Annotated in this window: 28 protein-coding genes; 21 read left to right on the top strand and 7 right to left on the bottom strand. The window is 62.0% G+C overall.

Translation table 11 applies throughout. The features are described from left to right. Nucleotide 1: 1 nt before the first annotated feature. The 9 genes from ACWNC0_RS19325 to ACWNC0_RS19285 all read left to right on the top strand — a co-directional run bounded on the left by ACWNC0_RS19325 (nt 2) and on the right by ACWNC0_RS19285 (nt 7,804). Nucleotides 2-946 carry a hypothetical protein gene (locus ACWNC0_RS19325; RefSeq protein WP_449473981.1) on the top strand — a complete coding sequence of 315 codons (945 nt, stop codon included), beginning with the start codon at nt 2-4 and terminating at the stop codon, nt 944-946. Further along, the gene (locus ACWNC0_RS19320; protein WP_449473979.1) at nt 943-1,446 is read left to right on the top strand and encodes a DUF2141 domain-containing protein; all 504 of its coding nucleotides are present in this window, start codon (nt 943-945) and stop codon (nt 1,444-1,446) included. Before ACWNC0_RS19325 ends, ACWNC0_RS19320 begins: the two co-directional genes overlap by 4 nt. Before the next feature lie 2 nt (nt 1,447-1,448). Then, the gene (locus tag ACWNC0_RS19315) at nt 1,449-2,624 is read left to right on the top strand and encodes a glycosyltransferase (protein WP_449473977.1); all 1,176 of its coding nucleotides are present in this window, start codon (nt 1,449-1,451) and stop codon (nt 2,622-2,624) included. A gap of 318 nt (nt 2,625-2,942) precedes the next feature. Further along, entirely contained in the window at nt 2,943-3,536 is a 594-nt protein-coding gene (locus ACWNC0_RS19310) for an RNA polymerase sigma factor (protein WP_449473975.1), read from the top strand. 57 nt (nt 3,537-3,593) lie between these two features. Then, nucleotides 3,594-4,550: a FecR family protein gene (locus tag ACWNC0_RS19305; protein ID WP_449473973.1), complete on the top strand. Its 957-nt coding sequence runs from the start codon at nt 3,594-3,596 to the stop codon at nt 4,548-4,550. Next, the gene (locus tag ACWNC0_RS19300; RefSeq protein ID WP_449474670.1) at nt 4,537-6,186 is read left to right on the top strand and encodes a TonB-dependent receptor; all 1,650 of its coding nucleotides are present in this window, start codon (nt 4,537-4,539) and stop codon (nt 6,184-6,186) included. The genes ACWNC0_RS19305 and ACWNC0_RS19300 overlap by 14 nt, the downstream gene beginning before the upstream one ends. Beyond that, nucleotides 6,168-6,848, top strand: coding sequence for a TonB-dependent receptor domain-containing protein (locus tag ACWNC0_RS19295; protein ID WP_449473971.1), 681 nt, complete (start codon nt 6,168-6,170; stop codon nt 6,846-6,848). Before ACWNC0_RS19300 ends, ACWNC0_RS19295 begins: the two co-directional genes overlap by 19 nt. Before the next feature lie 77 nt (nt 6,849-6,925). Then, entirely contained in the window at nt 6,926-7,465 is a 540-nt protein-coding gene (locus ACWNC0_RS19290; protein WP_449473969.1) for a phosphatase PAP2 family protein, read from the top strand. A gap of 132 nt (nt 7,466-7,597) precedes the next feature. After that, nucleotides 7,598-7,804 (top strand): hypothetical protein, encoded by a 207-nt coding sequence (locus ACWNC0_RS19285; protein ID WP_449473968.1) that lies wholly within the window; start codon nt 7,598-7,600, stop codon nt 7,802-7,804. 58 nt (nt 7,805-7,862) lie between these two features. Here ACWNC0_RS19285 and ACWNC0_RS19280 read toward each other — a convergent pair whose 3' ends face one another. Continuing rightward, on the bottom strand, nt 7,863-8,228 hold the full coding sequence (locus tag ACWNC0_RS19280) for a hypothetical protein (RefSeq protein WP_449473967.1): 366 nt from the start codon (nt 8,226-8,228) through the stop codon (nt 7,863-7,865). Between the two features lie 12 nt (nt 8,229-8,240). On the opposite strand from ACWNC0_RS19280, the gene ACWNC0_RS19275 reads away from it, so the two are divergent. The 3 genes from ACWNC0_RS19275 (at nt 8,241) to ACWNC0_RS19265 (ending at nt 10,381) form a co-directional block, all read left to right on the top strand. Then, entirely contained in the window at nt 8,241-8,414 is a 174-nt protein-coding gene (locus tag ACWNC0_RS19275) for a hypothetical protein (RefSeq protein ID WP_449473965.1), read from the top strand. A gap of 489 nt (nt 8,415-8,903) precedes the next feature. Beyond that, nucleotides 8,904-9,725, top strand: coding sequence for a hypothetical protein (locus tag ACWNC0_RS19270; protein WP_449473964.1), 822 nt, complete (start codon nt 8,904-8,906; stop codon nt 9,723-9,725). Beyond that, complete coding sequence (locus ACWNC0_RS19265) at nt 9,722-10,381, top strand: hypothetical protein (protein ID WP_449473963.1); 660 nt, start codon at nt 9,722-9,724, stop codon at nt 10,379-10,381. Before ACWNC0_RS19270 ends, ACWNC0_RS19265 begins: the two co-directional genes overlap by 4 nt. A 38-nt stretch (nt 10,382-10,419) precedes the next feature. Here the strand turns inward: ACWNC0_RS19265 and ACWNC0_RS19260 are convergent, their stop codons facing one another. The 5 genes from ACWNC0_RS19260 to ACWNC0_RS19240 all read right to left on the bottom strand — a co-directional run bounded on the left by ACWNC0_RS19260 (nt 10,420) and on the right by ACWNC0_RS19240 (nt 14,623). Further along, on the bottom strand, nt 10,420-10,782 hold the full coding sequence (locus tag ACWNC0_RS19260; RefSeq protein WP_449473962.1) for a hypothetical protein: 363 nt from the start codon (nt 10,780-10,782) through the stop codon (nt 10,420-10,422). 138 nt (nt 10,783-10,920) lie between these two features. After that, on the bottom strand, nt 10,921-12,252 hold the full coding sequence (locus tag ACWNC0_RS19255) for a site-specific DNA-methyltransferase (protein ID WP_449473961.1): 1,332 nt from the start codon (nt 12,250-12,252) through the stop codon (nt 10,921-10,923). A gap of 67 nt (nt 12,253-12,319) precedes the next feature. After that, nucleotides 12,320-12,730, bottom strand: a complete 411-nt coding sequence (locus ACWNC0_RS19250) for a hypothetical protein (protein ID WP_449473960.1) — start codon at nt 12,728-12,730, stop codon at nt 12,320-12,322. Nucleotides 12,731-13,206: 476 nt separating this feature from the next. Next, complete coding sequence (locus ACWNC0_RS19245) at nt 13,207-13,749, bottom strand: hypothetical protein (RefSeq protein ID WP_449473959.1); 543 nt, start codon at nt 13,747-13,749, stop codon at nt 13,207-13,209. Between the two features lie 244 nt (nt 13,750-13,993). Next, nucleotides 13,994-14,623 carry a UPF0149 family protein gene (locus ACWNC0_RS19240; RefSeq protein ID WP_449473958.1) on the bottom strand — a complete coding sequence of 210 codons (630 nt, stop codon included), beginning with the start codon at nt 14,621-14,623 and terminating at the stop codon, nt 13,994-13,996. A gap of 330 nt (nt 14,624-14,953) precedes the next feature. On the opposite strand from ACWNC0_RS19240, the gene ACWNC0_RS19235 reads away from it, so the two are divergent. Together ACWNC0_RS19235 and ACWNC0_RS19230 are read left to right on the top strand one after the other, a co-directional pair. Then, the gene (locus ACWNC0_RS19235; protein ID WP_449473957.1) at nt 14,954-15,205 is read left to right on the top strand and encodes a type II toxin-antitoxin system CcdA family antitoxin; all 252 of its coding nucleotides are present in this window, start codon (nt 14,954-14,956) and stop codon (nt 15,203-15,205) included. Next, nucleotides 15,205-15,504: a CcdB family protein gene (locus tag ACWNC0_RS19230; protein WP_449473956.1), complete on the top strand. Its 300-nt coding sequence runs from the start codon at nt 15,205-15,207 to the stop codon at nt 15,502-15,504. Before ACWNC0_RS19235 ends, ACWNC0_RS19230 begins: the two co-directional genes overlap by 1 nt. Before the next feature lie 234 nt (nt 15,505-15,738). Here ACWNC0_RS19230 and ACWNC0_RS19225 read toward each other — a convergent pair whose 3' ends face one another. After that, nucleotides 15,739-16,422: a TetR/AcrR family transcriptional regulator gene (locus ACWNC0_RS19225; RefSeq protein ID WP_449473955.1), complete on the bottom strand. Its 684-nt coding sequence runs from the start codon at nt 16,420-16,422 to the stop codon at nt 15,739-15,741. Nucleotides 16,423-16,573: 151 nt separating this feature from the next. Between ACWNC0_RS19225 and ACWNC0_RS19220 the strand changes: the two genes are divergently transcribed. The 7 genes from ACWNC0_RS19220 (at nt 16,574) to ACWNC0_RS19190 (ending at nt 22,484) form a co-directional block, all read left to right on the top strand. Further along, entirely contained in the window at nt 16,574-17,743 is a 1,170-nt protein-coding gene (locus ACWNC0_RS19220) for an amine dehydrogenase large subunit (RefSeq protein ID WP_449473950.1), read from the top strand. After that, nucleotides 17,743-18,231: a MauE/DoxX family redox-associated membrane protein gene (locus ACWNC0_RS19215; RefSeq protein WP_449473947.1), complete on the top strand. Its 489-nt coding sequence runs from the start codon at nt 17,743-17,745 to the stop codon at nt 18,229-18,231. Before ACWNC0_RS19220 ends, ACWNC0_RS19215 begins: the two co-directional genes overlap by 1 nt. Then, on the top strand, nt 18,231-18,818 hold the full coding sequence (locus tag ACWNC0_RS19210; RefSeq protein ID WP_449473945.1) for a thioredoxin fold domain-containing protein: 588 nt from the start codon (nt 18,231-18,233) through the stop codon (nt 18,816-18,818). The genes ACWNC0_RS19215 and ACWNC0_RS19210 overlap by 1 nt, the downstream gene beginning before the upstream one ends. 3 nt (nt 18,819-18,821) lie before the next feature. Further along, nucleotides 18,822-19,367 (top strand): methylamine dehydrogenase light chain, encoded by a 546-nt coding sequence (locus ACWNC0_RS19205; RefSeq protein WP_449473943.1) that lies wholly within the window; start codon nt 18,822-18,824, stop codon nt 19,365-19,367. After that, entirely contained in the window at nt 19,364-19,813 is a 450-nt protein-coding gene (locus ACWNC0_RS19200; protein ID WP_449473942.1) for a c-type cytochrome, read from the top strand. Before ACWNC0_RS19205 ends, ACWNC0_RS19200 begins: the two co-directional genes overlap by 4 nt. After that, nucleotides 19,810-20,280, top strand: coding sequence for a cytochrome C (locus tag ACWNC0_RS19195; RefSeq protein WP_449473941.1), 471 nt, complete (start codon nt 19,810-19,812; stop codon nt 20,278-20,280). The genes ACWNC0_RS19200 and ACWNC0_RS19195 overlap by 4 nt, the downstream gene beginning before the upstream one ends. 74 nt (nt 20,281-20,354) lie before the next feature. Next, nucleotides 20,355-22,484, top strand: a complete 2,130-nt coding sequence (locus ACWNC0_RS19190) for a TonB-dependent receptor (protein WP_449473940.1) — start codon at nt 20,355-20,357, stop codon at nt 22,482-22,484. Nucleotides 22,485-22,494: the final 10 nt, after the last annotated feature.

The raw sequence follows: 22,494 nt of genomic DNA, 5'->3' as shown, positions 1-22,494 counted from the left end.
CATGACCGGCGAAGCCTCCACCGGCCTTCTTTCCCCACCCGTCGCGACTCTGGAAGGGGTAGCGATCGATCCCCAACCGCTGATCCAGTCGGGCCGCAATTGGACCCGCTGGGCGGGGCCTCTGGTATCGGTACTGATCCTGGTGGTGGCATTGCACCAGTTCCGGGGATTGAATCCGCGCAGCCTGTTGGCGCTGATGCCCCTGTCGGTCGGCTTCTGGGGCGCCTTTGCGCTTTATTATCTCGCCGGGCCGCTGTCCGAATGGGTCATCTTCCGGCGCCTCTGGACGATCCCGGCGGAAGGCTTCGGCGCGCTGCTGCGCAAACTGGTGAGCAATGAGATTCTGCTCGGCTATCTGGGCGAGGTCTATTTCTACGCCTGGGCGCGACGGAGCGCCCGGATCACCACGGCGCCCTTCGGTGCGATCAAGGACGTGACGATCCTGTCGGCGCTGGTGGGCAATGGCGTCACGCTGCTGATGGTCGCCTTTGCCCTGCCGCTGATGGGCGCGGTGGACGCGGGCTTGAATCGATGGGAGGTCGGCGGATCGATCCTCTTCGTCCTTGCCTCCTCGCTGGTGGCGATGCTGCTGCGGCGCAGGCTGTTCACCCTGCCGCGCCGGGAACTGTGGATCGTCGCGGCCATCCACCTGCTGCGCATTGTCGCGACGACGGTGCTGGCGGCGGTGATGTGGCATCTGCTGCTGCCCGATATCGCGCTCAGCTGGTGGATATTGCTTGGCACGCTGCGCCAGCTGGTGTCGCGCCTGCCCTTCCTGCCGAACAAGGATGTAGTGTTCGCAGGCATGGCTGCCTTCCTGATCGGGCGCGACAGCGAGATCGTGGCGGCAATGGCGCTGATGGCGTCGCTGATCCTCGCCGCGCATCTGCTGGTCGGCATGGTGCTGGGTGCGACCGAATTGCTGCGGGAGAGCCGGGCGCAATGATCACGGGCTTTCTTCTCGCGGGCGTCGCCATCCCGTCGACCCCCGATCTGGGCAAGGCCGAGGGACAGTGCCGCGCCAATGAAAATGGTCCGGCCTTTCTGGTCGACGTGCTGGGGCTCAAGGACCGCAAGGGCCGGCTGAAGCTGGAGCTCTATCCCGCCAATGACAAGGATTTTCTGGCCGACGACAATATCCTGATCGCGGCGGGCAGGACGTTCCGGCGGGTCGAGCTGTCGGTGCCGACCTCGGGCGCTGTGGAACTGTGCATCCGCGCGCCGGGGCCGGGCAGCTACGCGCTCAGCCTGATGCACGACCGCGACGCCAATCGCCGCTTTTCGCTGTCGGTCGATGGCATCGGCTTCGCCGGCAATCCCAAACTCGGCTGGGCCAAGCCACGCGCCGCCGCGGCGAGCGCAGTAGTCGGGTCGGGACCGGCCCGCATCAGCATCAGGATCAACTATCGCCGGGGACTTTTCTCCTTCGGCCCCGTGGAGAAGTGACGATGCGGATCGTCGATGTCTGCGCCTTTTACGCGCCGCGCGGCGGCGGGGTGAAAACCTATGTCGAGCGCAAGCTGCAGGCCGGGGCGGAGGCGGGGCATGAGATCATCATCCTCGCCCCGTCGGACGATGACCGGGTCGTGGAAGCGCAGGGGGGCGGCCGCATCGTGATGTTGCCGGCGCGGCGCTTTCCGCTGGACCGGCGCTATTCCTATTTCGACAATGAGCGGTCGCTCCACGCCATGCTGGACCGGCTGCAACCCGATCTGGTCGAGGCATCCTCCCCTTGGGCGAGCGCCGCCATGGTCGCGCGCTGGCAGGGGGACGCGCCCCGCGCGCTCATCATGCATGCCGATCCGCTATCGGCTTACGCCTATCGCTGGTTCGGATCGGTGCTGAGCCGGGAGAGGATCGACCGGGGGTTCGACTGGTTCTGGCGCCATTTGCGGCGGCTGGACCAGAGCTTCGACCTTGTGGTCAGCGCCAGCGACAGCCTGTCGCGCCGTTTGCTGAGCGGTGGGCTTGAACGGGTGGCGACTCTGCCCATGGGGGTCGAGCCGGGCTGGTTCACGCCGATGAAACGCAACGAGGCCTTGCGCGCAAGACTGCTGGAACGGTGCGGCTTGCCACCGCATGCGACATTGCTGCTCGGCGTGGGGCGACATGCGCCCGAAAAACGCTGGCCGCAGGTGATCGAGGCGGTGACATCGGCAGGCTATGGCAATCCGGTCGGGCTGGTGCTGGTCGGCGATGGCCGCGAGCGCGCCCGGGTGCGGCGGGCGGCGGCGAACAATCCGCATATCCAGTTGCTGGCCCCAATTACCCAGCGCGACCGGCTGGCGGAGATGCTGGCGAGCGCCGACGCGCTGGTCCATGGCTGCGAAGCCGAAACATTCTGCATGGTCGCGGCGGAGGCGCGCGCCAGCGGCTTGCCCGTGATCGTTCCCGACGAAGGGGGCGCGTCCGATCAGGCGGCGCAGGGCGTGGGCTTTCGCTATCGCGCCGCGCAGACGGATAGCCTTGCAGCGACGATCACCGCCTTTTTGACGAGCGGGCCGGAAGCACAACGACGGCATGCGACGGCGCTCGCCGCTTCGACCATGACGATGGATGATCATTTCCGGCAGCTCTTCGCTTTCTATCGGCAAATCGAACGGAGGAAGCTGCATGTTGCTTAGGTATCGCCTTCCGTTTTTCCGTCTCTTGTCGCGCTCTGCCGCTCGTAAGCGGGCCGCGCGATCCTCGACGCAACCGGCGCGAGACCGTGGCACGGAACATCCTTGCGGACTGCGCTCTCGTTTCAGCTGCGAGTCCTGGTCCTGGACAACGGCCATCATGTGGTGGGCGCTGCGCAACGACCGCTAGGCGCATGACATGGCGGCGCGATCGGGTCGGGCGAAACAAATGGAGACGTTGTGCTGTGACCATCACCTCAGTCCTTTTCCCGGCGATGATGAAATATTCTTCATGTCGTGCACAGGTTGTTGATCGGCGCGTTGCTTCAGTTAGAAACGATTGCGAAGCTGCTGCCGCTGCGTGAGCGGGCCGAAAAAGACGGGCTCATGGACGCCGATCAGGACGAAGATGTTGAGACGCTTTACGGTCTGTACCGCGCTGAACTCCGGCGGCTGTTGCAGGCGCGCGTCGGCGATCCGGCCGAGGCGGAGGATCTGCTGCAGGAATTGTGGCTGCGCGCGCGGCAGCGGCCGGCGGGGCCAGTGGGCAACGGCCGCGCCTATCTGTTCCGCATGGCCCAGAATCTGGTGGTGGATCGGCTGCGGGAGCGGCAGCGGCGGATGGCGCGCGAACGGCGCTGGTCCGACCAGGAAACGGATTTCACGCCGGCCGGGATCGAGCCGACCGACCGGCGCGAAACGCCCGAGGATCAGATCATCGCGCGGGAAGAGGTCGCCGCCCTCGCATCGGCCATCGCCAATCTGCCCGACGGTGCGCGGCGTGCTTTTGAGCTGCACAAGATTAAGGGCCTGAGCCATGCGGAGGTTGCCGACCGGCTGGGCATCAGCAAGAGCGGGGTGGAAAAGCATATGGCCATCGCCATGAAATATTTGCGACGCGCGCTTCTGCGCTGAGGTAAGGCGGATCGCGCGCCGTCTGTGACGGATGATAGGGAAGGAAGGGGCTCGCCAATGACGGCGCAGTCGGACTTGGATGAAGGGGTGATCGACGAGGCGCTGGCCTGGCAGGCGGCGCTTGAGCGCGACGATGCGGACTGGGAGGGCTATATGGCCTGGCTGGAGGCGGACCCGCGCCATCGCGAGGCTTTCGATTCCATCGCCTTGACCGCCGCGATTGTGGAGGAACATAAGGATGCCGTCGGGTCGCTTTTGGACGTGCAGGGGGTGGCGGCAAGCCCCCGCCCGCAACGGCGGATGAGATGGGCGCTGGGTGGCGCGTTCGTAGCGGCTGTGGCGTTGGCGGTAGGTCTGCCTATGCTGCGGACCGGACAAGCCCCCAGCGTCTATGCCGCCGACGCGGGCAAGAGCCGGGCCGTGGCGTTCGCCAATGGCGCGAATATCCTGCTGTCGCCCGCCAGCCGCATCGTCGTGCAGGACAAGGATGCCACACGGATCGAACTGGCGAGTGGCGAGGCCTATTTCGCCGTCCGCCATGATCCGTCCCGCATGTTGACGGTGCAGGCAGGCCCCTATCGCATCACCGATATCGGCACCCGTTTCTCGGTCAATCTTTCCGGCGGCACATTCCGTATCGGGGTGTCGGAGGGCGTAGTCTCCGTAGTCTCGGACAAGGCGGACGGACAGGTACGGTTGCAGGCGGGTCAGCAACTGACCAGCGGAGCGGACGGCCATCTGACGCTGGCGCCCGTGGTGGCCAGCGAAGTGGGGAGCTGGCGCGAGGGACGGCTTTCCTACAGCGATGCGCCGCTGGCTCTCGTCGTCGCGGATATTTCACGCTATTCGGGTAAGCGCGTCATCGTCGATCCTTCTCTGGAGACCAGACATTTTTCGGGCACGCTGGTCATTGGCGATGGATCGAGACTGCTGCCCGATCTTGCGACGGTCATGGGCGTGGCCGTGCATCCGCAGGCTGGCGGCGCCCTTCGCCTTGGCGGTGCTGATCGCTGAAGGGGCGCTCGGGGTCAACCCGGCTCAGGCGCGGGAGGAGCGATATGGGTTCGACCTGCCGGCAGGACCGCTTGTCGCCAGCCTGGCCCGCTTTTCCGAGATAACGGGGCTTTCGGTCGGCTATCCGGGCGCGCTGCCGGTGGTAACGGCGCGGCCGATCAAGGGGACCATGTCGGCCGAAAGAGCCCTGCGCAAGCTGCTGGATCGCACCAGTTTGCGGGCTGTGCAATTGGCTCCCCGCCTTTATCGGCTGGAGGTGGTCCCGCGCTCTCCTCCATCACAGATATTTGCGGCGCGGAAAGCGGCACCTGCCGGACCCGGCGCGGACATCGTCGTGACCGCGCAGAAGCGAGAGCTGGCGCTGGATCAGGTTCCGCTGTCCCTATCGGTTCTGCCGATCGAGACGCTCCGATCCTCCTCGCGTCCTCTGGACAGCCGGGACGTGGGTATGCGGGTCGAAGGACTTGCGATGACCAACCTTGGTCCCGGCCGAAATCGCCAGTTCATCCGCGGCGTGGCCGATAGTCCCTTCCTTGGTCAGAGCCAATCGACCGTGGCGGTGCAGGTCGATGATGCGCGCGTCACCTTCAATGCGCCCGACCCCGACCTGCGCCTAATCGATGTCGAGCAGGTCGAGATATTGAAGGGGCCACAAGGGCCGCTCTACGGATCGGGCGCGCTGGGCGGTATCTATCATATCGTGACGCGGCGCCCGGACCTTGGGGATGCGTCGGCATGGGGCAGGCTCTCGGCATCGGCGGTCGACCATGGCGGCATGGGCCTCGGCGGAGAGGCCGTGGTCAACCTGCCCCTGATCGAGGACCGGCTGGCGGTGCGGGCGGTGGGCTATCGCCTGACCGACGGCGGGTGGATCGACAATGCAGCCACCGGCAAGAACAGCAATTCGACCCGGACGAGGGGCCTTCGCCTCGGCCTCAAATGGCAGGCGTCGCAGGATTGGTCGGTCGATCTGGGCTATGCCGCGCAGGACATAGCCTCGCGCGACAGCCAATATGTGCTGGCTGCCGGCCAAGGGCTGACGCGGCCCGGTCGCCTTGCCGAGCCGACCGACAATGATTTCGCGCTGTTCCATGGCACGGTCACCGGTCGTCTCGGCGGTCTGGAGCTGCTGTGGGTCGCCAGCTATGTAAGGAATGCGGTCGGCTATGCCCTCGACGCCAATGATGCGGCCGGCAATTTCGGCCTTTCCGGCACGGTGCGCTTCGATGATGACCGGCATTATTCGCTGTTCAATCAGGAAATGCGCCTCTCTTCCGGAAAGGGGAGCCGCTGGGTCGCGGGGGCGTCTTTCCTGCGCGCGGCGGCACGGGATCGGGCGACGCTGACACTGGCTGACGGTTTGCCTCACGCCATTGAACAGAGCGATCGGGTCGTGACGGAATATGCCCTGTTCGGCGAAGCGATGCTTCCCCTGCTGGCCCGGCTGGATGTGACGCCGGGTCTGCGCATCTATCATTCCCGCACCGAGGATGAGGCGGAGGAAGCGGGGCGCCCGCATGCGGGCGAGGCGAAGGGCATGCTGATCCTCTCGCCCAGCCTGGCGTTGTCCTATCGGCTGCAGGGGGCGGGCTGGTCTATCTGCGTTACGCCCGGGCGATGCGGCCCGGCGGCCTGACGCCCACGGGGACGACCCTATCGGGTCGCTTCGATGCAGACGAACTGGGCAGTTTCGATCTGGGCATGCGCCGGGGCCTGTGGGGCGATGGGTTGATGCTGTCGGGCAGCGCTTATTATACCGACTGGCATGACATCCAGTCGGACTATCTGCTGGCCGACGGCCTGGTTTCGACCCGCAATGCCGGGCGTGGCCGGATCATCGGCGTCGAAGTCGCGGTGGACTGGCAGATGGGCGCGGGCTATGAACTGACGCTGGGTGCGGCGGCGCAGGATGCGCGATTGACCCATAGCCCGACTGGGATCGAGTTGGCGGATCGTCATTTGCCGATCGCGCCGGATCTGACTGTGCGGGCGACTTTGTCGCGCCGCTATGCCTTGGCCCGTTGGAGCGGGCAAAGCGCGATCCAGGCCAACTATATCGGACATGCCCGGCTGAGCTTCGACGATGATCTCGACCGGTCGATGCGGCCCTATGCCACCGTGGCGCTCAGTTCCATGCTGGAGCGCGACGGATGGACCGCCGCCTTGCAGATCGACAATCTGTTCGATGTCCGCGGCGACAGTTTCGCCTTCGGCAATCCCTTCTCGATCCGCTCCGCGCCGCAATATACGCCGCTTCGGCCGCGCGCCGTCATGATCTCGCTCGCGCGCCAGTGGTGAGGAAATTCGCGCAACTGAGGTGAACAACCCGCCGTGCCGTCGATGCTCCCATGGGTATCAAGCCCAAGGGGTCATTCATGCGCAGATTGTCGGGCGTCCTGTTGGGCGCTGTTCTTTCCCTGTGTCCCGGCTATGCCATGGCGTCGCCGCATGGCTGGTCACAGGCCAGCAATATCGCCCGGACCGTCGTCGTCGCCAGCGCGCTCGGTCTGCCGACGGTTAACGGCGACTGGAAAGGGACACTGCAAGCGGGCGAAAGCGTCGGAGCGGCCTATCTGATTTCCGAGGGGTTGAAGCAGACCTTCCCCGAAATGCGACCCGATGGCTCCAATCGCCACAGTTTCCCTTCCGCGCATACTGCTACGGCCTTTGCCGCGGCCGCTTCGCTGCAAAATCGCTATGGCTGGCAGGTAGGCGTGCCCGCTCAACTCGTGGCCGCCTTTGTCGGTGTGGCCAGGGTCGAGGGCAAGAAGCATCACTGGTTTGACGTTGCAGCCGGCATGGCGATTGGCGAGGCGAGCGGCTTCCTGCTGACGGGCAGGAAGGACGACAACATCAGGATCTTTCCATGGGCCGCCCATGATGGCGCAGGCGCGAGTCTGGCTCTGCGTTTTTGATCCCTGGATCCGACAACAACTTTGAAATCGCGAAGTTTGGGAAAATGTATCCTCATCGCAACCATGGCGTGCGCTATGCAGCGCTAACTCTGGCGTGTGCAAGACGCACAAGCCAAGGAAGATCGCTCACGGGTGCAGCAACGCTTCGTGCGCCTGGAACCCGCGCGCGCGACGCCGGGGCATGGTCTGGGCCTTAGCATGGTGCGAGCCATTGCCGAGGCGCATGGCGCCGACTTTACGCTGAAGGACACCGCCTTGGTTGTCGTCTTCGAGAGAGTCCACGTTTTGCGGAGGCTGCGCTGGATCGCCGCGGTCACGCTCGACGTGTCGCTTGCATAGCTGACCCACGGATCGCTGGAATTGGGATTGTCGATCGTGGTGCAGTTGTAGCGAGCGATCATGGCAGTCGAGCAGCGTGGGCTGATCGTCGAACCGGTGGCGATAACGGCGCCGGTGGCAGGGTTGGAAACATAGGTGCCTTCAGGCCATAATAGGCGCCGCGCGGCACGCTGACCTGACGGCCGCCGATGGTGGTCAAATCCTGGGCGGGGCCGGTCTCCGTCACGCCCGCCGGGGCGTTGCCGATCGTGTAGAGGTAAGGGATGCCGGAGTCCGGCAGCTCGTCTGTATCCAGATGATAGTAGCTCACCGCCAGACTGGTCGGTCCTTCAAGGCCGAGCTTGATCGAGGGCGCGATGCCCCAGCGCTTGGACCAGATCGCGTCGCGGCCGGCGATATCCTGATCGTGCCACATTGCGTTCATGGGCCGCATAATGTGCGGGATGTTCTTGCCACCCACATCCTCAAGCATACCGGCTCCTATGAGCAGGCAAGCTACGCCATTCAGGATACGCCGGAGATGGTGGCCCAACATTATGGGCGGTTCCTGCCGCAGGACAAAGCGGCGATGGCCGCCAGGATCCTGAACCAGGTCTGGGAAGCCGCCTGAGATTGTACTGGGGAGGGTGCGGTATTAGCCGCACCCTCCCTTCGGCCATGGGAGCGAATATTCTGAAGGGGAGGGCGCAAATGGGCGCGTCATGCCGGCTCTCGGGCGATCCTCAGACCTTTCTTGAAATTTTCCCGACATTCCACTTGCCTGACGCCCCAAGTCGAGCAATGTGGCCCTGCTTCCCGTGAAAGCCGGGAAGCGGGGCTTAGTAACCTCACTCTATGCATGCTCGGTCACGGATTTTCCGGGGCCGGGTGGCATGCGCGCATGTCCAGCCGGCAACGGTAAAGGCGCATGCGCCTGTGCATAGCAGGTTACTAACATCCGGCTTCTGGCCGTCGCCCCGAGTGGACATAGGAACGACGAGTGAGGCCACGGCATCAGCGCCGCTCCCCATAAAGAGGAGCAAGACTGCTGACGCCTGCCACGATCCGTAACGCCGCCGCCAGGGCACAGCTTTCCCGCCACTCTTCGCTCATCGAGAAGGTGCTGGAATATCATCTGAGCGGTGCCGTCACTTCCGAACTGCTGCTGCGTGACCAGCCCTTCGAACTGCTGCGCACCGACTGCGACCGTGATGGTTATGATCTGGTGATCGAGGCGAACGGCATCATCCGCCATGTCCAGCTCAAGGGACAGGTGCTGGGAGGCGCGGCCCGCGAGGTCACCGCCCATGTCAATCTCGCAATCAAGCCATCGGCCTGCATCATCTGGATGACCTATGACCCGCTGACAATGCGGCCAGTGTCATACCGCTTCTTCGGCAACCCTCCGGGAGAGAAGATCCCTCCGCTTGGCGATCGGATCGCCACCCATAGCCGCGGAAAGAAGAAGCAGCGTCCGGACCATCGCGTCATATTCGCCAGAAGGTTCGAGAAGATCGGCGGTCTTGAGGAGCTCGTGGATCGCCTTTTCGGGCAGCGACATCCCGACCTATCCGCTCTGATCGACCATATGGCCGCGTTGCCCGAACCGGCCGAACCATGGCTGGCTGCCGTCCGGTCCGGCCGCTTCGATGCCATTCCTGAGGATTGCGACTGGAACAGCTCTGCCGGGCTTGCCCATCTGGTCGACGGCTATGCCCTGCTTCAGCATGATGGCCAGGGCGACGCCAACAATTTCGCTGAGGCCGGGCTGGCGGTCGCCACCCGGACCGGGGGCTGGCAGGGCAGCGCGCGCGATCTCTGGATCTCGCTGTTCCTCGAACACCGCCGCTGGCGGTTTGCCGATCCCCATGATCCCGATGCGGCACAACGCAGCCTACTCGACACTCTTGTCCGCCAGCTTCGGGAGGCACTTGTCCCATGAAAGTCCGTACCACCGCCGCTGCGTTTCTTGCGATGACCCTGACCATCCCGGCCGGGGCAAAGGAAAGGGTTCCCCATACATGGCAGGCAACCCGCACGACCGACCCAGTCACCGGTGCCACCCGTTGCGTCGTCACCGCGCTCGATTATGTTGGTAAGACACGATATTCGCGTACCGGCTTCCTCTATCCGGTCATCGAGAAGCATCCGGTCCACGGGCTGCTGGTCGGCGTGAGCAGCGGGGGACGTTTCCGCCTCCCCACCGGGACAATCCTTTGGCGGGTGGATGACCGGCCTTTCCGCGAACTGCGGGCAGAACATGGTCCAATGACCATCGACACGCCCGCTGTTCCGCCCGCCGGCACGGATCAGAATTCGGTGGCGGTCAAAGCGATGGCCGATGCCATGGCGCTCAGCAACCGGATGATCCTGAGCGCCACCGCAACCAGTACCTTTGCCCAGGGTGAAACGGCTCTGGCAATGCTGGATGAAATGCGCGCCGGTCGCGGCCTCCTCTTCCGTGCAAAGGCTGCCGCACCCGAGACCGGTCTGCCCGGCACGGGTATGTACCGCGTGGGCCAGTTCACCAACGAGGGCCTGAGGCCGGTGCCGCTCGACGAATCACTCGCGAGTGCGCTGGCAGACTGCGGCATATAGGCGAAGCGGCCGCGCCCTCATGGACGCGGCCGCGTCTTTCAGTAGCGCCCCCGCTCACTCTCGGGAAGATTTGCGTCAAGCGCTGCAAGCCCCTCGGGGTCTTCACCGCGGAACTTGGCCTGCTGCATTTCGGCCCACTGCTTGCGCAGTTCAGGCGGCACTCTGGTGACCTTGAGAACACCAGAGCGACCCTGTGGCTTGTCGAGTCCGAGCTCCTTTTCCATTTCAAATATGGTCTTGATCGCCCGCATGTCGCCCTTCATCGCCTTGTTCATCAGCGAGCGAACCACGACCTGCATGGGTGTATACTTCCGGCCATTGGGATTGCCGGACTGGCCGGGCCTGAAGCGCGTCGCAACGGGTGGCTTGCCATAGCCGACCTCATAATCATCATCTGTCATATCGGATAAGACCTCCAGTTCCCTGCAACACTGCAGTGACATGGCGATAGGCCTGCAATGCAGGGAATGTCTGTCATGGAAAACCCTGCGACAATTAGATGAGGACAGCGCCGGCGCACGTCGGCGCTGTCCTCACGCTCACATGTCGAATTCGTTCACCACCTTCTCGATCGCGGAGAAAGTGAGATCGGAGCCGCAGAGGACGGCCTCCTGGCCCGTTGCCTTCTGCCACCGACGGACCGCCACATCGACATAATGCGGATCCATCTCCACCGCGCGTGCAATCCGCTCCGTCTGCTCAGCCGCCATGATCGTGGTGCCCGATCCCGAAAAGGCATCGAGGATGATGCCACCACTGCGCGAGCAGTCGAGCATGGCATCGGCTACCATCTTAACAGGCTTGACCGTCGGATGCATGGCAAGCTCTTCATCGCGCCCGGCCCTGAGGGAATTCACACCCGCATAGTCCCAGGCATTGGTGCGATAGCGGCCATGCTGCCCGAGCGCGAAATTGTTGATGTGCGCGGCAGCCCCCTTTCTGAACACAAAAATCAGCTCATGCTTCGAGCGATAGAAGCTACCCATGCCCCCATTGTCCTTGTTCCAGACAACGAGATTGCGCAGGCTGTCATAAACCCTTTCACCAGCTTCAAGCATCTCGCCCATGTGACGCCAGTCCATGCACTGATAATGGATCGAGCCATCCACGCTGTACGCGGCGAGATTGTCCATGACCTTTGCAAGAAAGCCGGTGAACTCCGCACGGCTCATCTCGCCCGCGCCCATCACGAACTCATCGTGCTGAACCTTGCCAAGCCCGCAGATATGGCCGTTCACCGGTACATTATAGGGCGCGTCGGTGAAGATCATCTGCGCCAGTTCATCGCCCATCAGCTTCTCGAAGACTTCCGGCTTGGTCGAATCGCCGCAGATGATACGATGGGCCCCAAGCTGCCACATATCCCACATGCGCGTGACAGGCGGCGCCTTTCGCTCGGGTTCATCAATGGCGTCTTCGGTTACCTCCTTCGGATTCGTCTCGTTCAGCAGCGCCTCTATTTCCGCCACCTCAAAGCCGATGACGTCAAAGTCAAAGTCCGGCACAAGCGCCGACAGATCGCCCAGCTCCAGCCCGAGCAGTTCACGGTCCCAGCCAGCGAGCTCCGCGAGCCTGTTGTCGGCAATGACATAGGCCTTGCGGTCGGCCTCGCTCATGCCTTCCAGAAGCAGGACGGGGACACGGGTCATGCCAAGGCTCTTCGCCGCCTCGACGCGGCCGTGGCCGGCGATGATCCGGTCCTCCTCGTCGATCAGGATCGGGTTGGTGAATCCGAACTTCCTGATGCTCCTGGCGATCTGGCCGATCTGCTTCTTCGAGTGGGTACGCGCGTTGCGCGCGTGCGGCTTGAGAAACGTGATGTCACGCTCCACCAGATCCCCCCGCGAGAGGGGACCGCGCTGTGTTTCCATAAAACCTCCTTCGTTGCAGGAGGCAGTCAGATGTCACAGCGCGACGATCCGCCGCGATCATGGAATCTCACCGCAATCTTCGTGAGCTCAGGCTGTTCGCAAGCGCCGCGCCCGTGCCAAGCCCGAACCTGCGCGCCGTATTCTCATAGGCCAGCTGCATCGGGGAGAAATCGGAACGCTCGTGCGGACGCCCAGCGCGGTCTGCCCTGATATCCTCAGCCTCCAGATCGACCCAGGCGTTGATGCACTGCCACATCGCCCAGCTGAATCGCTCCTTCGGCCCAGGCTTGCCCCTGAACGTCCCGTTCAGCATCTGGCTGTAAAGGTTGTGAAGCGCGCCCTCCCACCTGTAGCCGGGATTCGCTTCGAAGACCCGCGCCAGATCCGCTCTGGAAACAGGTTCACCCTCTGCGAGCCTGCGCTCAAGATAGCCGGGGCTGTCGGGATGGAACAGGTGCCAGGGGCCTTGCATCATCATCGTTCTCCTTCTCGTGGAGACCGTCAGAACCATGTATCGGGTTTTCGCGACTACCAACGTTTAAACGGCACGCACATTTTTTCACGGGTCACGCCGGCCAGGATCATCTTCCCTGTTAAACCTGTGCAATTCCCTGCATCGATGGGACAAAATCCCTGCATTGGATAGCAGGGAAATCCAGCTACTGAATGGCGGTTTTCTGCGACTTTTCTGGCGCAACGATCGTCGTTTTCGCTCGAGAAAAGCAGTTTGGGCAGTTATCAGGGAAATGCAGGGAAGAGACCGGTTAGCTCAGGACTGCGTCGCGCACCATAGCTTTGGCCTTATGGGTCGAGTTTTCCCTACCAGAAGCGCTTTGAGATGGGTCCGTCGTGGGTTCCCTGTGAGAGGCAATTTGGGCTTATAATTCGGCCGGATCAAAGGAACGGGCGTTAATTCGAACCACCCCGACACTGCGCGAGCAATTCGTTTGTGGATCAAAAAAGCAATGCGAACCCGCCGATGACCATACCTGCGATGGCTGCAAAACTTACCACCAGATCGACCATGCCAGAACCCATGAGATGACCGAAGCCGCGATAGGTCTCAACACCATATTGGTTTGTGCGGGCGAAACTCCGCTTGTTTCGCCATACAATGGCCGCGATTGACAGGCCTATCAACAGCAGTGGCTTGAAATTGCCGCCCATCGGATGGAACAGCGCCGGTGGGATCAAGAAGACGTAGAAAAGTACGACAATAGCCGCCCCTATGCCGAACATCGGTGTGGTCCAACGAGCGGAACTAGGGTTTTGGGCAGTCGCTGCCGCTACAGGATGGCTTGCCACCGTCTGACTTGTCGGCCCGATTGGATAGACGTCGATCGCACGACCCTCAACTATCTCGAAATCGACGCGTTCGCTCGCCAAGGGGGCAAGGGAGCCGCGCCAATCTGCAGGGTGAAAGCGATAGCGGGTGCCGTCCTCGCCGGAGATTGCACCACCGTGAGCATCGCTGAAGCCGAGGATTTCACCCTTCATGCTATACCCCGCTTAATCTCTTCAGTCCCTCGTCAGCTCCAGAGCAGCGCATTTCCCGCGTTAGACGAGCAACTGGAATGGCGCGCGACTTGCTCCTAGTTCCATTGTCTTGCGCAGGGTAAGTAATTTGCTGATTCGTACAAGCGGGAAAAAGGTATTATCCCTAGGGCGTTAAGCAGCGGCATACGTCAAGCGAGCCAGTACCATTTTTGCCTATAAGTCCGCAAGATTGAAGGAACGGCCGTTAATTCAAGCCGCAGCATTTCTTGTATTTTTTGCCTGATCCGCAAGGGCAGGGATCATTCCGACCTACCTTTCCGCCTTTCGCAGTCATCGGCGGATTCTGATCATTCTCCAGCCGCCACTCGTGAAGCATCTGAACCCAAATGGGGATCAGGTCTGGTGCTTCGCGGTCCCAGCGGTCCTTCCTCGGGCAGCTCATGTCGGCCATCTGCGAAGGCTGCAAGTTCGGTGATCCCGGCGATCGCTGCCTTTGGCCCTTCATCATCGCTTGCGCGCGTATGCGGTTCCACCCTCGAGGGGCGAGTTTCATGGCCTTTGAGAAACCCTCAATCCAAAGCTCCCAGAGCGTTTCATTGCTTCTGGTGTCGACTTCCAGGATCGGGGCAAAGCCGGCCGGCTCGTCAAGCCCAATGAGAGTTTCATTATGATGCCGCATCACGAGGTCGAAAAAGCGCTGCAATTCCTCGGGCGCATCGAATTTGGGCGTATCTGGACCCCACACCTGCTTCATCCAGGCTGAAGGTGGCACCATGTCGGGGCTGACGATGATGCCGGTGAGAAAACCGTCTAACTCCGACAGCAACATGCCTTCATCAAACTGGTTGATCAGCAGGTCGTCGAGTTCGTCCAAGTAATCGCTCATGGAGGCGACCATAGCTCGAGGTGAGGGCGTGGTCGTCTTCCTCCGCTTTGTCTCACGCAGAACCTGCCATCTTATATGAACAGGCGGATACAAACGCCTATTGCGAAGCTGCTTTAATCCGTGAAAGCCGGAGGTTGGGGCGTAGGAACTCCGGCCACTAGAACTGGGTCGCCAGATTTGGAGGCCGAGTAGCATGCGCGCATGTCCAGTCGGTTCGCCGATAGCCTGCTCCTAGTGGCTATGTTTCGCGATCTGACATTGTTTGACGGCCTCGTTTGAAATGCGCATATATGTGCGCATAAATATGAGGAGGCTCTAATGGGCAGGCACGAGTATGATTTGGCGACGCAGGCTCGCAAGCCGACCAATGTGTCGCTCAATATAGCGCTTGTGGCTGAAGCAAAGGGGCTGGGCATCAATATTTCCCGCGCCTGTGAGGTTGGATTGGCTCAGCAGATTGCGATGGAGCGGGGTCGCCTCTGGAAGGAGGAGAATGCCGCCGCGTTAGAAAGCTCGAACAGATATGTTGAACAGCATGGTCTGCCCTTGAGTCAGCATCGTCGGTTCTAATGGCGAAGTTTGATGTGTATCGATTGAAGCAGGGCGGTTCGTATGTGCTCGATTGTCAGGCAGACCTTCTGAGCGATCTCAACACCCGTTTGGTGGTCCCACTGTTGCCGATCAGCGAGGCTCCGAAACCCGCTATGCGATTGAACCCGATTTTGGCTGTGGAAAGCGAAAGGCTGGTAATGATGACGCAGTTTGCAGCGAGCGTCCCGACCCGTGAACTGGGGGATGCCGTCCAATCCCTCGCTTCTGAACAAGACGTTATTAGTGCTGCGCTGGACATGCTGACTATCGGATTTTGAAAGGGCAATCGGGTCGATTATTGGGGCGGTCCGCAGGTATAGCGCAGGTCGCATTCGGACTTCGCATCCTATCAAAATGCTTTCAATAGGAAGCCGCCCAAACGGGATTTCCGCTGCGTTTGGGTAGGGCGTGGGAAAAGGTGAAGTTGCCGCCTGCTTTGATCGCATAATTGGCAGAAAAGCTGGCCTCTCGCCCAATCAGCGAGTCGCCTCCGTAATGATACCCCAAGGCTGTCATTCTGAAGAAGGCTGTGATCGTTGCTCGGCAGCCATTCCACAATCGTAAGTTTCGACTAGAGAAACGAACGAGTGAAGGGCAATAGCTTCCAGCGTCGACATGATCGGCTCGAATGGTTTCTCGTAGCCGCCAAAAGGCGTCAGTCCTTCCATCGACGCAGAGATGAATAGAGCGATTGCCTTGCGGTCCTCAAAAGACAGATCTGGTCGCATCTCGCCTATTATTTCGGCCAGCGGCGCGCGGGCGCGTTCGTACAATTCCTGCACACGGCCCAGCACGAAACTATCGTGATTGGACAGCGCCCAAAGTTCTGGAAAAAGGTGCGTCGTTTTCTTGCTGCGAATATCCTCCAGGATTAACCGGCAGATGCGCTGCAGCCGTTCGGCGGGCGGCCCCGGCAAATGGATGATTTGGTCAAACTCCACCTCATAGCCACGGATCACCGCTTCCAGCAGTTCGCGGACCAGATCATCGCGGCTGCGATAATGATAGGTCAGGTTGCCGAACTTGATGCCGCAGTCGGTCGCGACTCGGCGCATGCTCATCGCGCGATAGCCCTCCTCAATCAGGATGTTGAGGGCGGTATGGAGGATAAGCTCGCGCGTCTCGTGCCCCTTAGAATAGCCGCCATCCCGTTCCGCCATGATCAGGGCCGCGGTCCGGCCTTCCGCCTCATCCATCTGAATATCCGTTATTTTCCGTTCAATCAGGTGAACTATAGAGGTTCGTATAAATATGTCGAACGACAAATTTAGGTCACTTGACAGAATTGTTGCTGCTTATTCATAATCATCCTCAAGCGGACGAGATCCGCAGCGGGAGATTACGAACATGCGGTCCATTGGTCTGAGCTTGCTGCTTGGCGCGGCAATGCCCTTGTCAGCATCTGCCGACACCACAAAATTTCCTGCGCCTTTGCCCGAAGAAACACTGCCCAGTGTCACGGAACTGCCTGTTAATTGGCCGAAAAGCTGGGTCTTGATCCATGATCTCAACTTCGCCTCTATCCTCGATGGCAAGCTGGCGCTGGTCGATACTCGCTCGACGGATCGGCCACTTAAGGGGCTGGTGCGCGCGGCCCAGTTCGCCAATGAACTGGTAGCGCCGGATCACGGCGAGATTTACACCGCAGAAACATTCTACAGCCGTCTCACGCGCGGGGAACGAACCGACGCCATAACCATATGGGATATGAAAACGCTTCAACCCAAGGGTGAGATCGTCCTGCCCGGTGGCAAGCGCCAGTTGTCCGTTACCTATCCCAACGTTTTCCAGTTCACCAATGGCGGCAAATGGGCGCTGGTCGCCAATTTCACCCCGGCCCAGTCGATCACCGTCGTCGATCTGGAAGGGCGCAAGGTGCTGGGGGAGATTGATCTGCCCGGCTGCACCCAAATCTATCCCAGCGGCCAGCGCGGCTTCAGCAGCCTGTGCGCCGACGGATCGATCTTCAGCGTGACGCTGGACGAAAAGGGGCAGGCGGCCTCCTCCAGCAGCGTCGCCAGGGTGCAGGATATTGACCGGCAGCCGCTGTTCGGCACACCCGCCATGGTCGGCCGCACCGCCTGGTTCGTCAGCTATTATGGCATGGTCCAGGGCATCGACCTGTCCGGACCCGTTGCCAGGCCGCTTCCGGGCGCCTTCAGCGTCGGCAAAGCGGACGGCGGCGCCCCGCAATGGCGGCCGGGCGGCTGGCAGGTCATCGCCTCGGACGCCAAGGGGCTGCTCTATGTACTGATGAGCCCCAACGGCAAGGAAGGCAGCCACAAGGATGGCGGCACCGAAGTCTGGGTCATCGATCCGGTCAGGAAGATGCGCCTCTCCCGTATCGCGCTCAAGGGGCAGGGGCTAGCCATTGCCGTAACGCGTGAGGATGCGCCGCAACTGATCGTGGCGCGGGCGGACGGCGTGATCGATGTGCATGACGCTGCCACCGGTGCTTTCGTGCGGACCCTGGGCGCAACGGTCGCGGCCAACCCCATCGTCATCACGGTGCCATGATGGCTGCGCTTTCCCTTTTCCTCGCCATGCTGCTGGGCGTGTCGGCGCTGCACAAGGCGATTGATCGCAAGCGCCTCGGGACGGCGGCGGCGCGGCTTGTGGGGGCCACAGCACCGGCTGGACCGCTGCTGCTGATCGCGGGGGGCGTTGCGGAAACGACCGCTTCCCTGTGTCTGCTGATCGGGCCACTGCGGTCGGTCGGCGCCATCATCGCACTGCTGCTCTGGGCGCTCTATGCCCTGCTGCTGCTGCGCCGCCGGGGCCAGTCGCTTGATTGCGGTTGCGACCTCGTGGCCCGGGAGCAGTTGGTCGGCTGGGTCCAGATCGCCCGCCCGGCGCTGCTCGCTGGTCTCGCAGCATTTGTGATCCTGTTGCCCCAGGCCCCCTTCACGCTCGATGCGCCCTTCGCCGCCGCCGGCTTCCTGGCGCTCTGGTTGGGTGCGGCCGAGCTCCTTGCCATTCCCCAGCCTGTTTGGAGGAAGAACTGATGCTAACATCCCAGATATTGCTTTGGGCCGCGGTGATCGCCCAAGCGTTGCTGATTGCGGCACTCGCCCGACAGGTCGGCATCCTGCACGAACGGATCGCTCCCGCAGGCGCGCTCACCCTGCATCAGGGCGTGAAGATCGGCGAGACGGCGACGCCGATGGACCTCATCACCATCGACGACGCAAAATTGCGCGTCGGCGGCAAACGCGATGGGCGCAGCCAGTTACTCTTTTTCGCCTCACCCGACTGCCCGGTCTGCAAGTCGCTGCTGCCGGTGTTGCGCTCAGCCGCGCGCGCCGAGGCGGACTGGATCGATGTGGTGATCGCGGGGGATGGCGCTAAACCCGCCTATCGCGCCATGGCGTCCGACCCTGGGCTGGTCGGCCTGCCGATCATTCTTTCCGAAGCCCTGGGCCGCGCCTTCGGCGTCGCGAAGCTGCCTTATGCCGTGCTGCTGGATGAAAATGGCAAGGTCGCCTCGCTCGGCCTCATCAACAGCCGTGAGCATCTGGAAAGCCTGTTCGAGGCAAAGGAACGCGGCGTCGCGTCGATCCAGGACTTCCTCGCCCGCCGGAAGGAGGCCTGAACCATGGACGGTTTCGACAAGCTCACCGAACGAATGGCCCGGTCCGTTGCGCGCGGCACGTCCCGCCGCTCCTTGCTGGCCTGGCTTGGAGCGGGGATGACCGGCACGGCCATGCTGCCCGCCTTGCCGGTGGCGCGCGCCGCCACCCACCCCGATGCCGCCCGGCCTGAAATGACTTCCGGCACGCCGCAGGATCCCGGCAATCCGGCGAGTTGCGATTATTGGCGCTATTGCGCGATCGACGGCTTCCTTTGTTCCTGTTGCGGCGGCACGGTCAACACCTGCCCGCCGGGCACGGAAATGTCGCCTATCACCTGGATCGGCACCTGCACCAACCCGGCGGACGGCCGCGCCTATATCATCAGCTATAATGATTGTTGCGGCGTGTCCTCCTGTGGCCAGTGCCTGTGCAATCGCAATGAAGGCGACCGGCCGCAGGTCCGGCCCCAGTCGAACAACGACTATAATTGGTGTCTGGGAACCGAAAGCAGCATCTACAATTGCTCGGTTGCAGCGATCGTAGGCACAGCCCTGGAGCAGCCGAAATGAAGATCGCCCTGGGACTGGCCTTGCTAATGACGGCAGGGATAGCGCAAGCGGCGCAGGATGGCGCGACCATCTATAATCGCTGCGCTGCCTGCCACACCCGGACCGGCGCTGGCGTACCGGGCGCCTATCCGCCGTTGGGGCGCGATTTCCGTACCCTGGCCGCCAAGCCGGGTGGCCGCCGCTATCTGGCGCTGGCCGTAATCAAGGGACTGAACGGCCCGATCAGCGTCGAGGGCAAGGCCTATCGCGGCATGATGCCGGCGCAGGGCGGGCTGGACGATGCTGGAGTGGCGGCAGTGCTCAACCATGTCGGCGGGTCGATCGCCAGCATCGGTCCCGTTTTCAAGCCCTTCACCGATCAGGAAGTGGCCGGATATCGGGTCGGCGGCAAGGCGCTGAACGCCGCCGATGTCGCGAAGCTCCATGAAGGGGCGGGCGGCAAGTGAAGCTCGTCCTGCTCGCTTTGGCAGGCCTTGTCGCATTATCCGCGACCTTGGCGGCTGGAGCGAGCGAGCGAGCGATGCCGGGCGTCGTCAATCCGCGTCAGGCCCATCAGGACTATATTTTGAAATGCCAGGGTTGCCATAGACCGGATGGAGGCGGCGACGATCGGTCCAATCCGCCGATGCGCGGCATAGTCGCCCGTTTTCTGATGGTGCCGGGCGGGCGGGCGTTCCTCGGCCAGGTGCCGGGCGTCGCCACGGTCGATCTGGACGACCGGCGATTGGCGGACCTCGTCAACTGGACACTTTACACTTTCGACGCAGAGCATCTGCCAATCGATTTCAGGCCTTATTCCGCCACGGAAATCGCTGCCTTGCGCCGCAACCCCCTGCGACTGGATCGCGTCGCTACAAGAGAGCGACTGGTGGCAGGGTTCGAACATGCAGGAATGGAACAGGGAAAACCATGATTGGAGTATAATCGATGGGGGAAGTATATACAGGGTTGGTAGCATGCGGCTGTGCGGCTTTCGCAGGTCTTGGCATGATGAATCCGGCGTTCGCGCAGGATGACGCGCAAGGTGAAATCGTCGTTACGGCGGCCAAGCGGTCGGAAAATGTACAGTCTGTCCCGATTTCTGTAACCGCCATAGGTGGTGATATGTTGGCAAAGTCGCGCGTCAGCAGCGTCGACAGCCTGGTGACGAAGGTCGCCAATCTCCAGCTCACCTCCATTGTAGGCGACAATACGCCGATCTTCGCGCTGCGTGGCGTGTCCATGTCCGACTATAGCCTCAACCAGTCGAGCCCGGTCGCCACCTATTATGATGAAGTTTATAAAGGCAATTTCGCCTTTCTTGGCGTTGCCATGTACGATCTCGAACGGGTCGAGGTGCTGCGCGGGCCGCAGGGCACGCTCTATGGCAAGAACACCACGGGCGGCGCGGTCAACATCATCAGCCGGGAAGCGAAGCTGGGTGAAACCAGCGGTTATGTGAACGTCGGCTATGGCAATTATAACCGGTTCGAGGCGAACGGCGCGGTCAATGTGCCGCTGGGCGAGAAAGCCGCCCTGCGCGTGGCGGGCACCTTCGCCAGGGCGGACGGCTGGTTCAGGAATGTCGAGCCCGGCATGCCGGACCTTGCCAGCACCCGCGAATATGCGTTTCGCGGAACGCTGAAGGCCCAGCCGGTCGAGGGGCTGACTTTCGTCCTGCGGGCCTCCACCAGTTTCCAGAACCCGCAAAATTACGGCATCTATGCCCAGCCCGAAGCCAACCATCGGCCCGGTCTGTCGCGATGGGAGATTGCGTCCGACGTCCCCACCCGCCGCCGCGCCCGCACGACATCGGTGGCGCTGACCACCAATGTCGATTTGTCCGATGCGATCGCGCTGACCAGCATCACGTCCTATGACAAGGGCACGCTCTTCTTCCGCGAGGATACGGACGGCACGGCAACCAAGCTGCTGGAAATCCCCTATTATGACAAGGCCAGCCAGTTCGCACAGGATTTGCGCCTGACCAGCGACACGGGCGGTCCATTCGACTTCATCCTGGGCGTCTATTTCAACCGGGAAAAGGTCTTCAACCGCACCGCCTTCGAGATCGCCACCGATGTCGACGTGAACGCGGACGGCGCCATCGACGCACAGGATTGTGCCGATGGCCTGCCGCTGGCCTGCAAGGTCCAGAACCAGTTCACCCAGGTGAAGAAGAGCGTCGCTGTCTATTCCGACCTCAAATACAAGATCGGCGAGGCGGTGACGCTACGCGGCGGCCTGCGCTATACCCATGATACGGGCCGACAGAACGGCTTCATTTCGCAGGCGCTGGGTGTCGACGATAGCGTCGTCGCGACCCTGATCCCGCTGTCCGACCTGCGCTTCAGGAAAAACAATTTCTCCGGCAAGATCGGCCTCGACTACAAGCTGACCGACGGCAACCTTCTCTATGCCAGCGTCAGCCGTGGCTATCGCGCGCCCAGCTTCAATGCTCAGGCCTTTTTCGATCCGTCCGAACTGTCGGTGGCCAAGGCGGAGCAGGTGACATCCTATGAAGTCGGCGCGAAGACCCAGTTCTGGGATCGCCGCATCACGCTAAACGTTGCCGGCTTCTATTATGATTACAAGAATCAGCAGTTCATCAACGTAGATCCGTCCAGCGCGGCGCAGACATTGCTCAACATCCCCAAGTCGCGAATCTATGGTGGCGAGGCAGAACTGACCGTGCGGGCCGCCGACATGCTGACCATGCGCGCGGGCTTGGGCGTGTTGTCTGCGAAGATCAAGCAGGGCACGGTCAGCGGCGTCGATGTGGGCGGCAATCGCCTGTCCAACGCGCCGAGCCTGACGCTCAACGGCGGGATCGACTGGACGGTTGCGCAAGGCGGCTTCGGCAGCCTCTCCTTCCACCCGGAAGTCGCCTATCAGTCGAGTCAATATTTCGAGGTGGTGAACATCCCCCGTCTGAAGCAAAAGGGCTATGCCCTGCTCAGCGGCCATATCGACTGGGAGAGCGCGAACGGGCGCTTCAATGCATCGCTCTGGGCGAAGAACCTCACGAAGAAATTCTATTTCACCTCGCGCGTGGACCTGCTCGCGGGCTTTGGTTTCGATTATAATCACATCGGCAATCCGCGGACATATGGTGTGACGGTTGGCGCGAAATTCTAAAGACAGCGCA

The sequence above is a fragment of the Sphingobium chungangianum genome, assembly GCF_977014255.1.
The sequence above is the reverse complement of the archived record's forward strand: the minus strand, read 5'-3'. Positions and strand labels throughout refer to the sequence as shown.

Bases quoted from the DNA above. Each gene is read 5' to 3' on its own strand.
- ACWNC0_RS19325 (WP_449473981.1), top strand. From the start codon at position 2: ATGACCGGCGAAGCCTCCACCGGCCTTCTTTCCCCACCCGTCGCGACT.
- ACWNC0_RS19320 (WP_449473979.1), top strand. From the start codon at position 943: ATGATCACGGGCTTTCTTCTCGCGGGCGTCGCCATCCCGTCGACCCCC.
- ACWNC0_RS19315 (WP_449473977.1), top strand. From the start codon at position 1,449: ATGCGGATCGTCGATGTCTGCGCCTTTTACGCGCCGCGCGGCGGCGGG.
- ACWNC0_RS19305 (WP_449473973.1), top strand. From the start codon at position 3,594: ATGACGGCGCAGTCGGACTTGGATGAAGGGGTGATCGACGAGGCGCTG.
- ACWNC0_RS19295 (WP_449473971.1), top strand. From the start codon at position 6,168: ATGCGGCCCGGCGGCCTGACGCCCACGGGGACGACCCTATCGGGTCGC.
- ACWNC0_RS19290 (WP_449473969.1), top strand. From the start codon at position 6,926: ATGCGCAGATTGTCGGGCGTCCTGTTGGGCGCTGTTCTTTCCCTGTGT.
- ACWNC0_RS19280 (WP_449473967.1), bottom strand. From the start codon at position 8,228: ATGAACGCAATGTGGCACGATCAGGATATCGCCGGCCGCGACGCGATC.
- ACWNC0_RS19265 (WP_449473963.1), top strand. From the start codon at position 9,722: ATGAAAGTCCGTACCACCGCCGCTGCGTTTCTTGCGATGACCCTGACC.
- ACWNC0_RS19260 (WP_449473962.1), bottom strand. From the start codon at position 10,782: ATGACAGATGATGATTATGAGGTCGGCTATGGCAAGCCACCCGTTGCG.
- ACWNC0_RS19255 (WP_449473961.1), bottom strand. From the start codon at position 12,252: ATGGAAACACAGCGCGGTCCCCTCTCGCGGGGGGATCTGGTGGAGCGT.
- ACWNC0_RS19250 (WP_449473960.1), bottom strand. From the start codon at position 12,730: ATGATGATGCAAGGCCCCTGGCACCTGTTCCATCCCGACAGCCCCGGC.
- ACWNC0_RS19245 (WP_449473959.1), bottom strand. From the start codon at position 13,749: ATGAAGGGTGAAATCCTCGGCTTCAGCGATGCTCACGGTGGTGCAATC.
- ACWNC0_RS19235 (WP_449473957.1), top strand. From the start codon at position 14,954: ATGGGCAGGCACGAGTATGATTTGGCGACGCAGGCTCGCAAGCCGACC.
- ACWNC0_RS19230 (WP_449473956.1), top strand. From the start codon at position 15,205: ATGGCGAAGTTTGATGTGTATCGATTGAAGCAGGGCGGTTCGTATGTG.
- ACWNC0_RS19225 (WP_449473955.1), bottom strand. From the start codon at position 16,422: ATGGATGAGGCGGAAGGCCGGACCGCGGCCCTGATCATGGCGGAACGG.
- ACWNC0_RS19220 (WP_449473950.1), top strand. From the start codon at position 16,574: ATGCGGTCCATTGGTCTGAGCTTGCTGCTTGGCGCGGCAATGCCCTTG.
- ACWNC0_RS19215 (WP_449473947.1), top strand. From the start codon at position 17,743: ATGGCTGCGCTTTCCCTTTTCCTCGCCATGCTGCTGGGCGTGTCGGCG.
- ACWNC0_RS19210 (WP_449473945.1), top strand. From the start codon at position 18,231: ATGCTAACATCCCAGATATTGCTTTGGGCCGCGGTGATCGCCCAAGCG.
- ACWNC0_RS19205 (WP_449473943.1), top strand. From the start codon at position 18,822: ATGGACGGTTTCGACAAGCTCACCGAACGAATGGCCCGGTCCGTTGCG.
- ACWNC0_RS19200 (WP_449473942.1), top strand. From the start codon at position 19,364: ATGAAGATCGCCCTGGGACTGGCCTTGCTAATGACGGCAGGGATAGCG.
- ACWNC0_RS19190 (WP_449473940.1), top strand. From the start codon at position 20,355: ATGATGAATCCGGCGTTCGCGCAGGATGACGCGCAAGGTGAAATCGTC.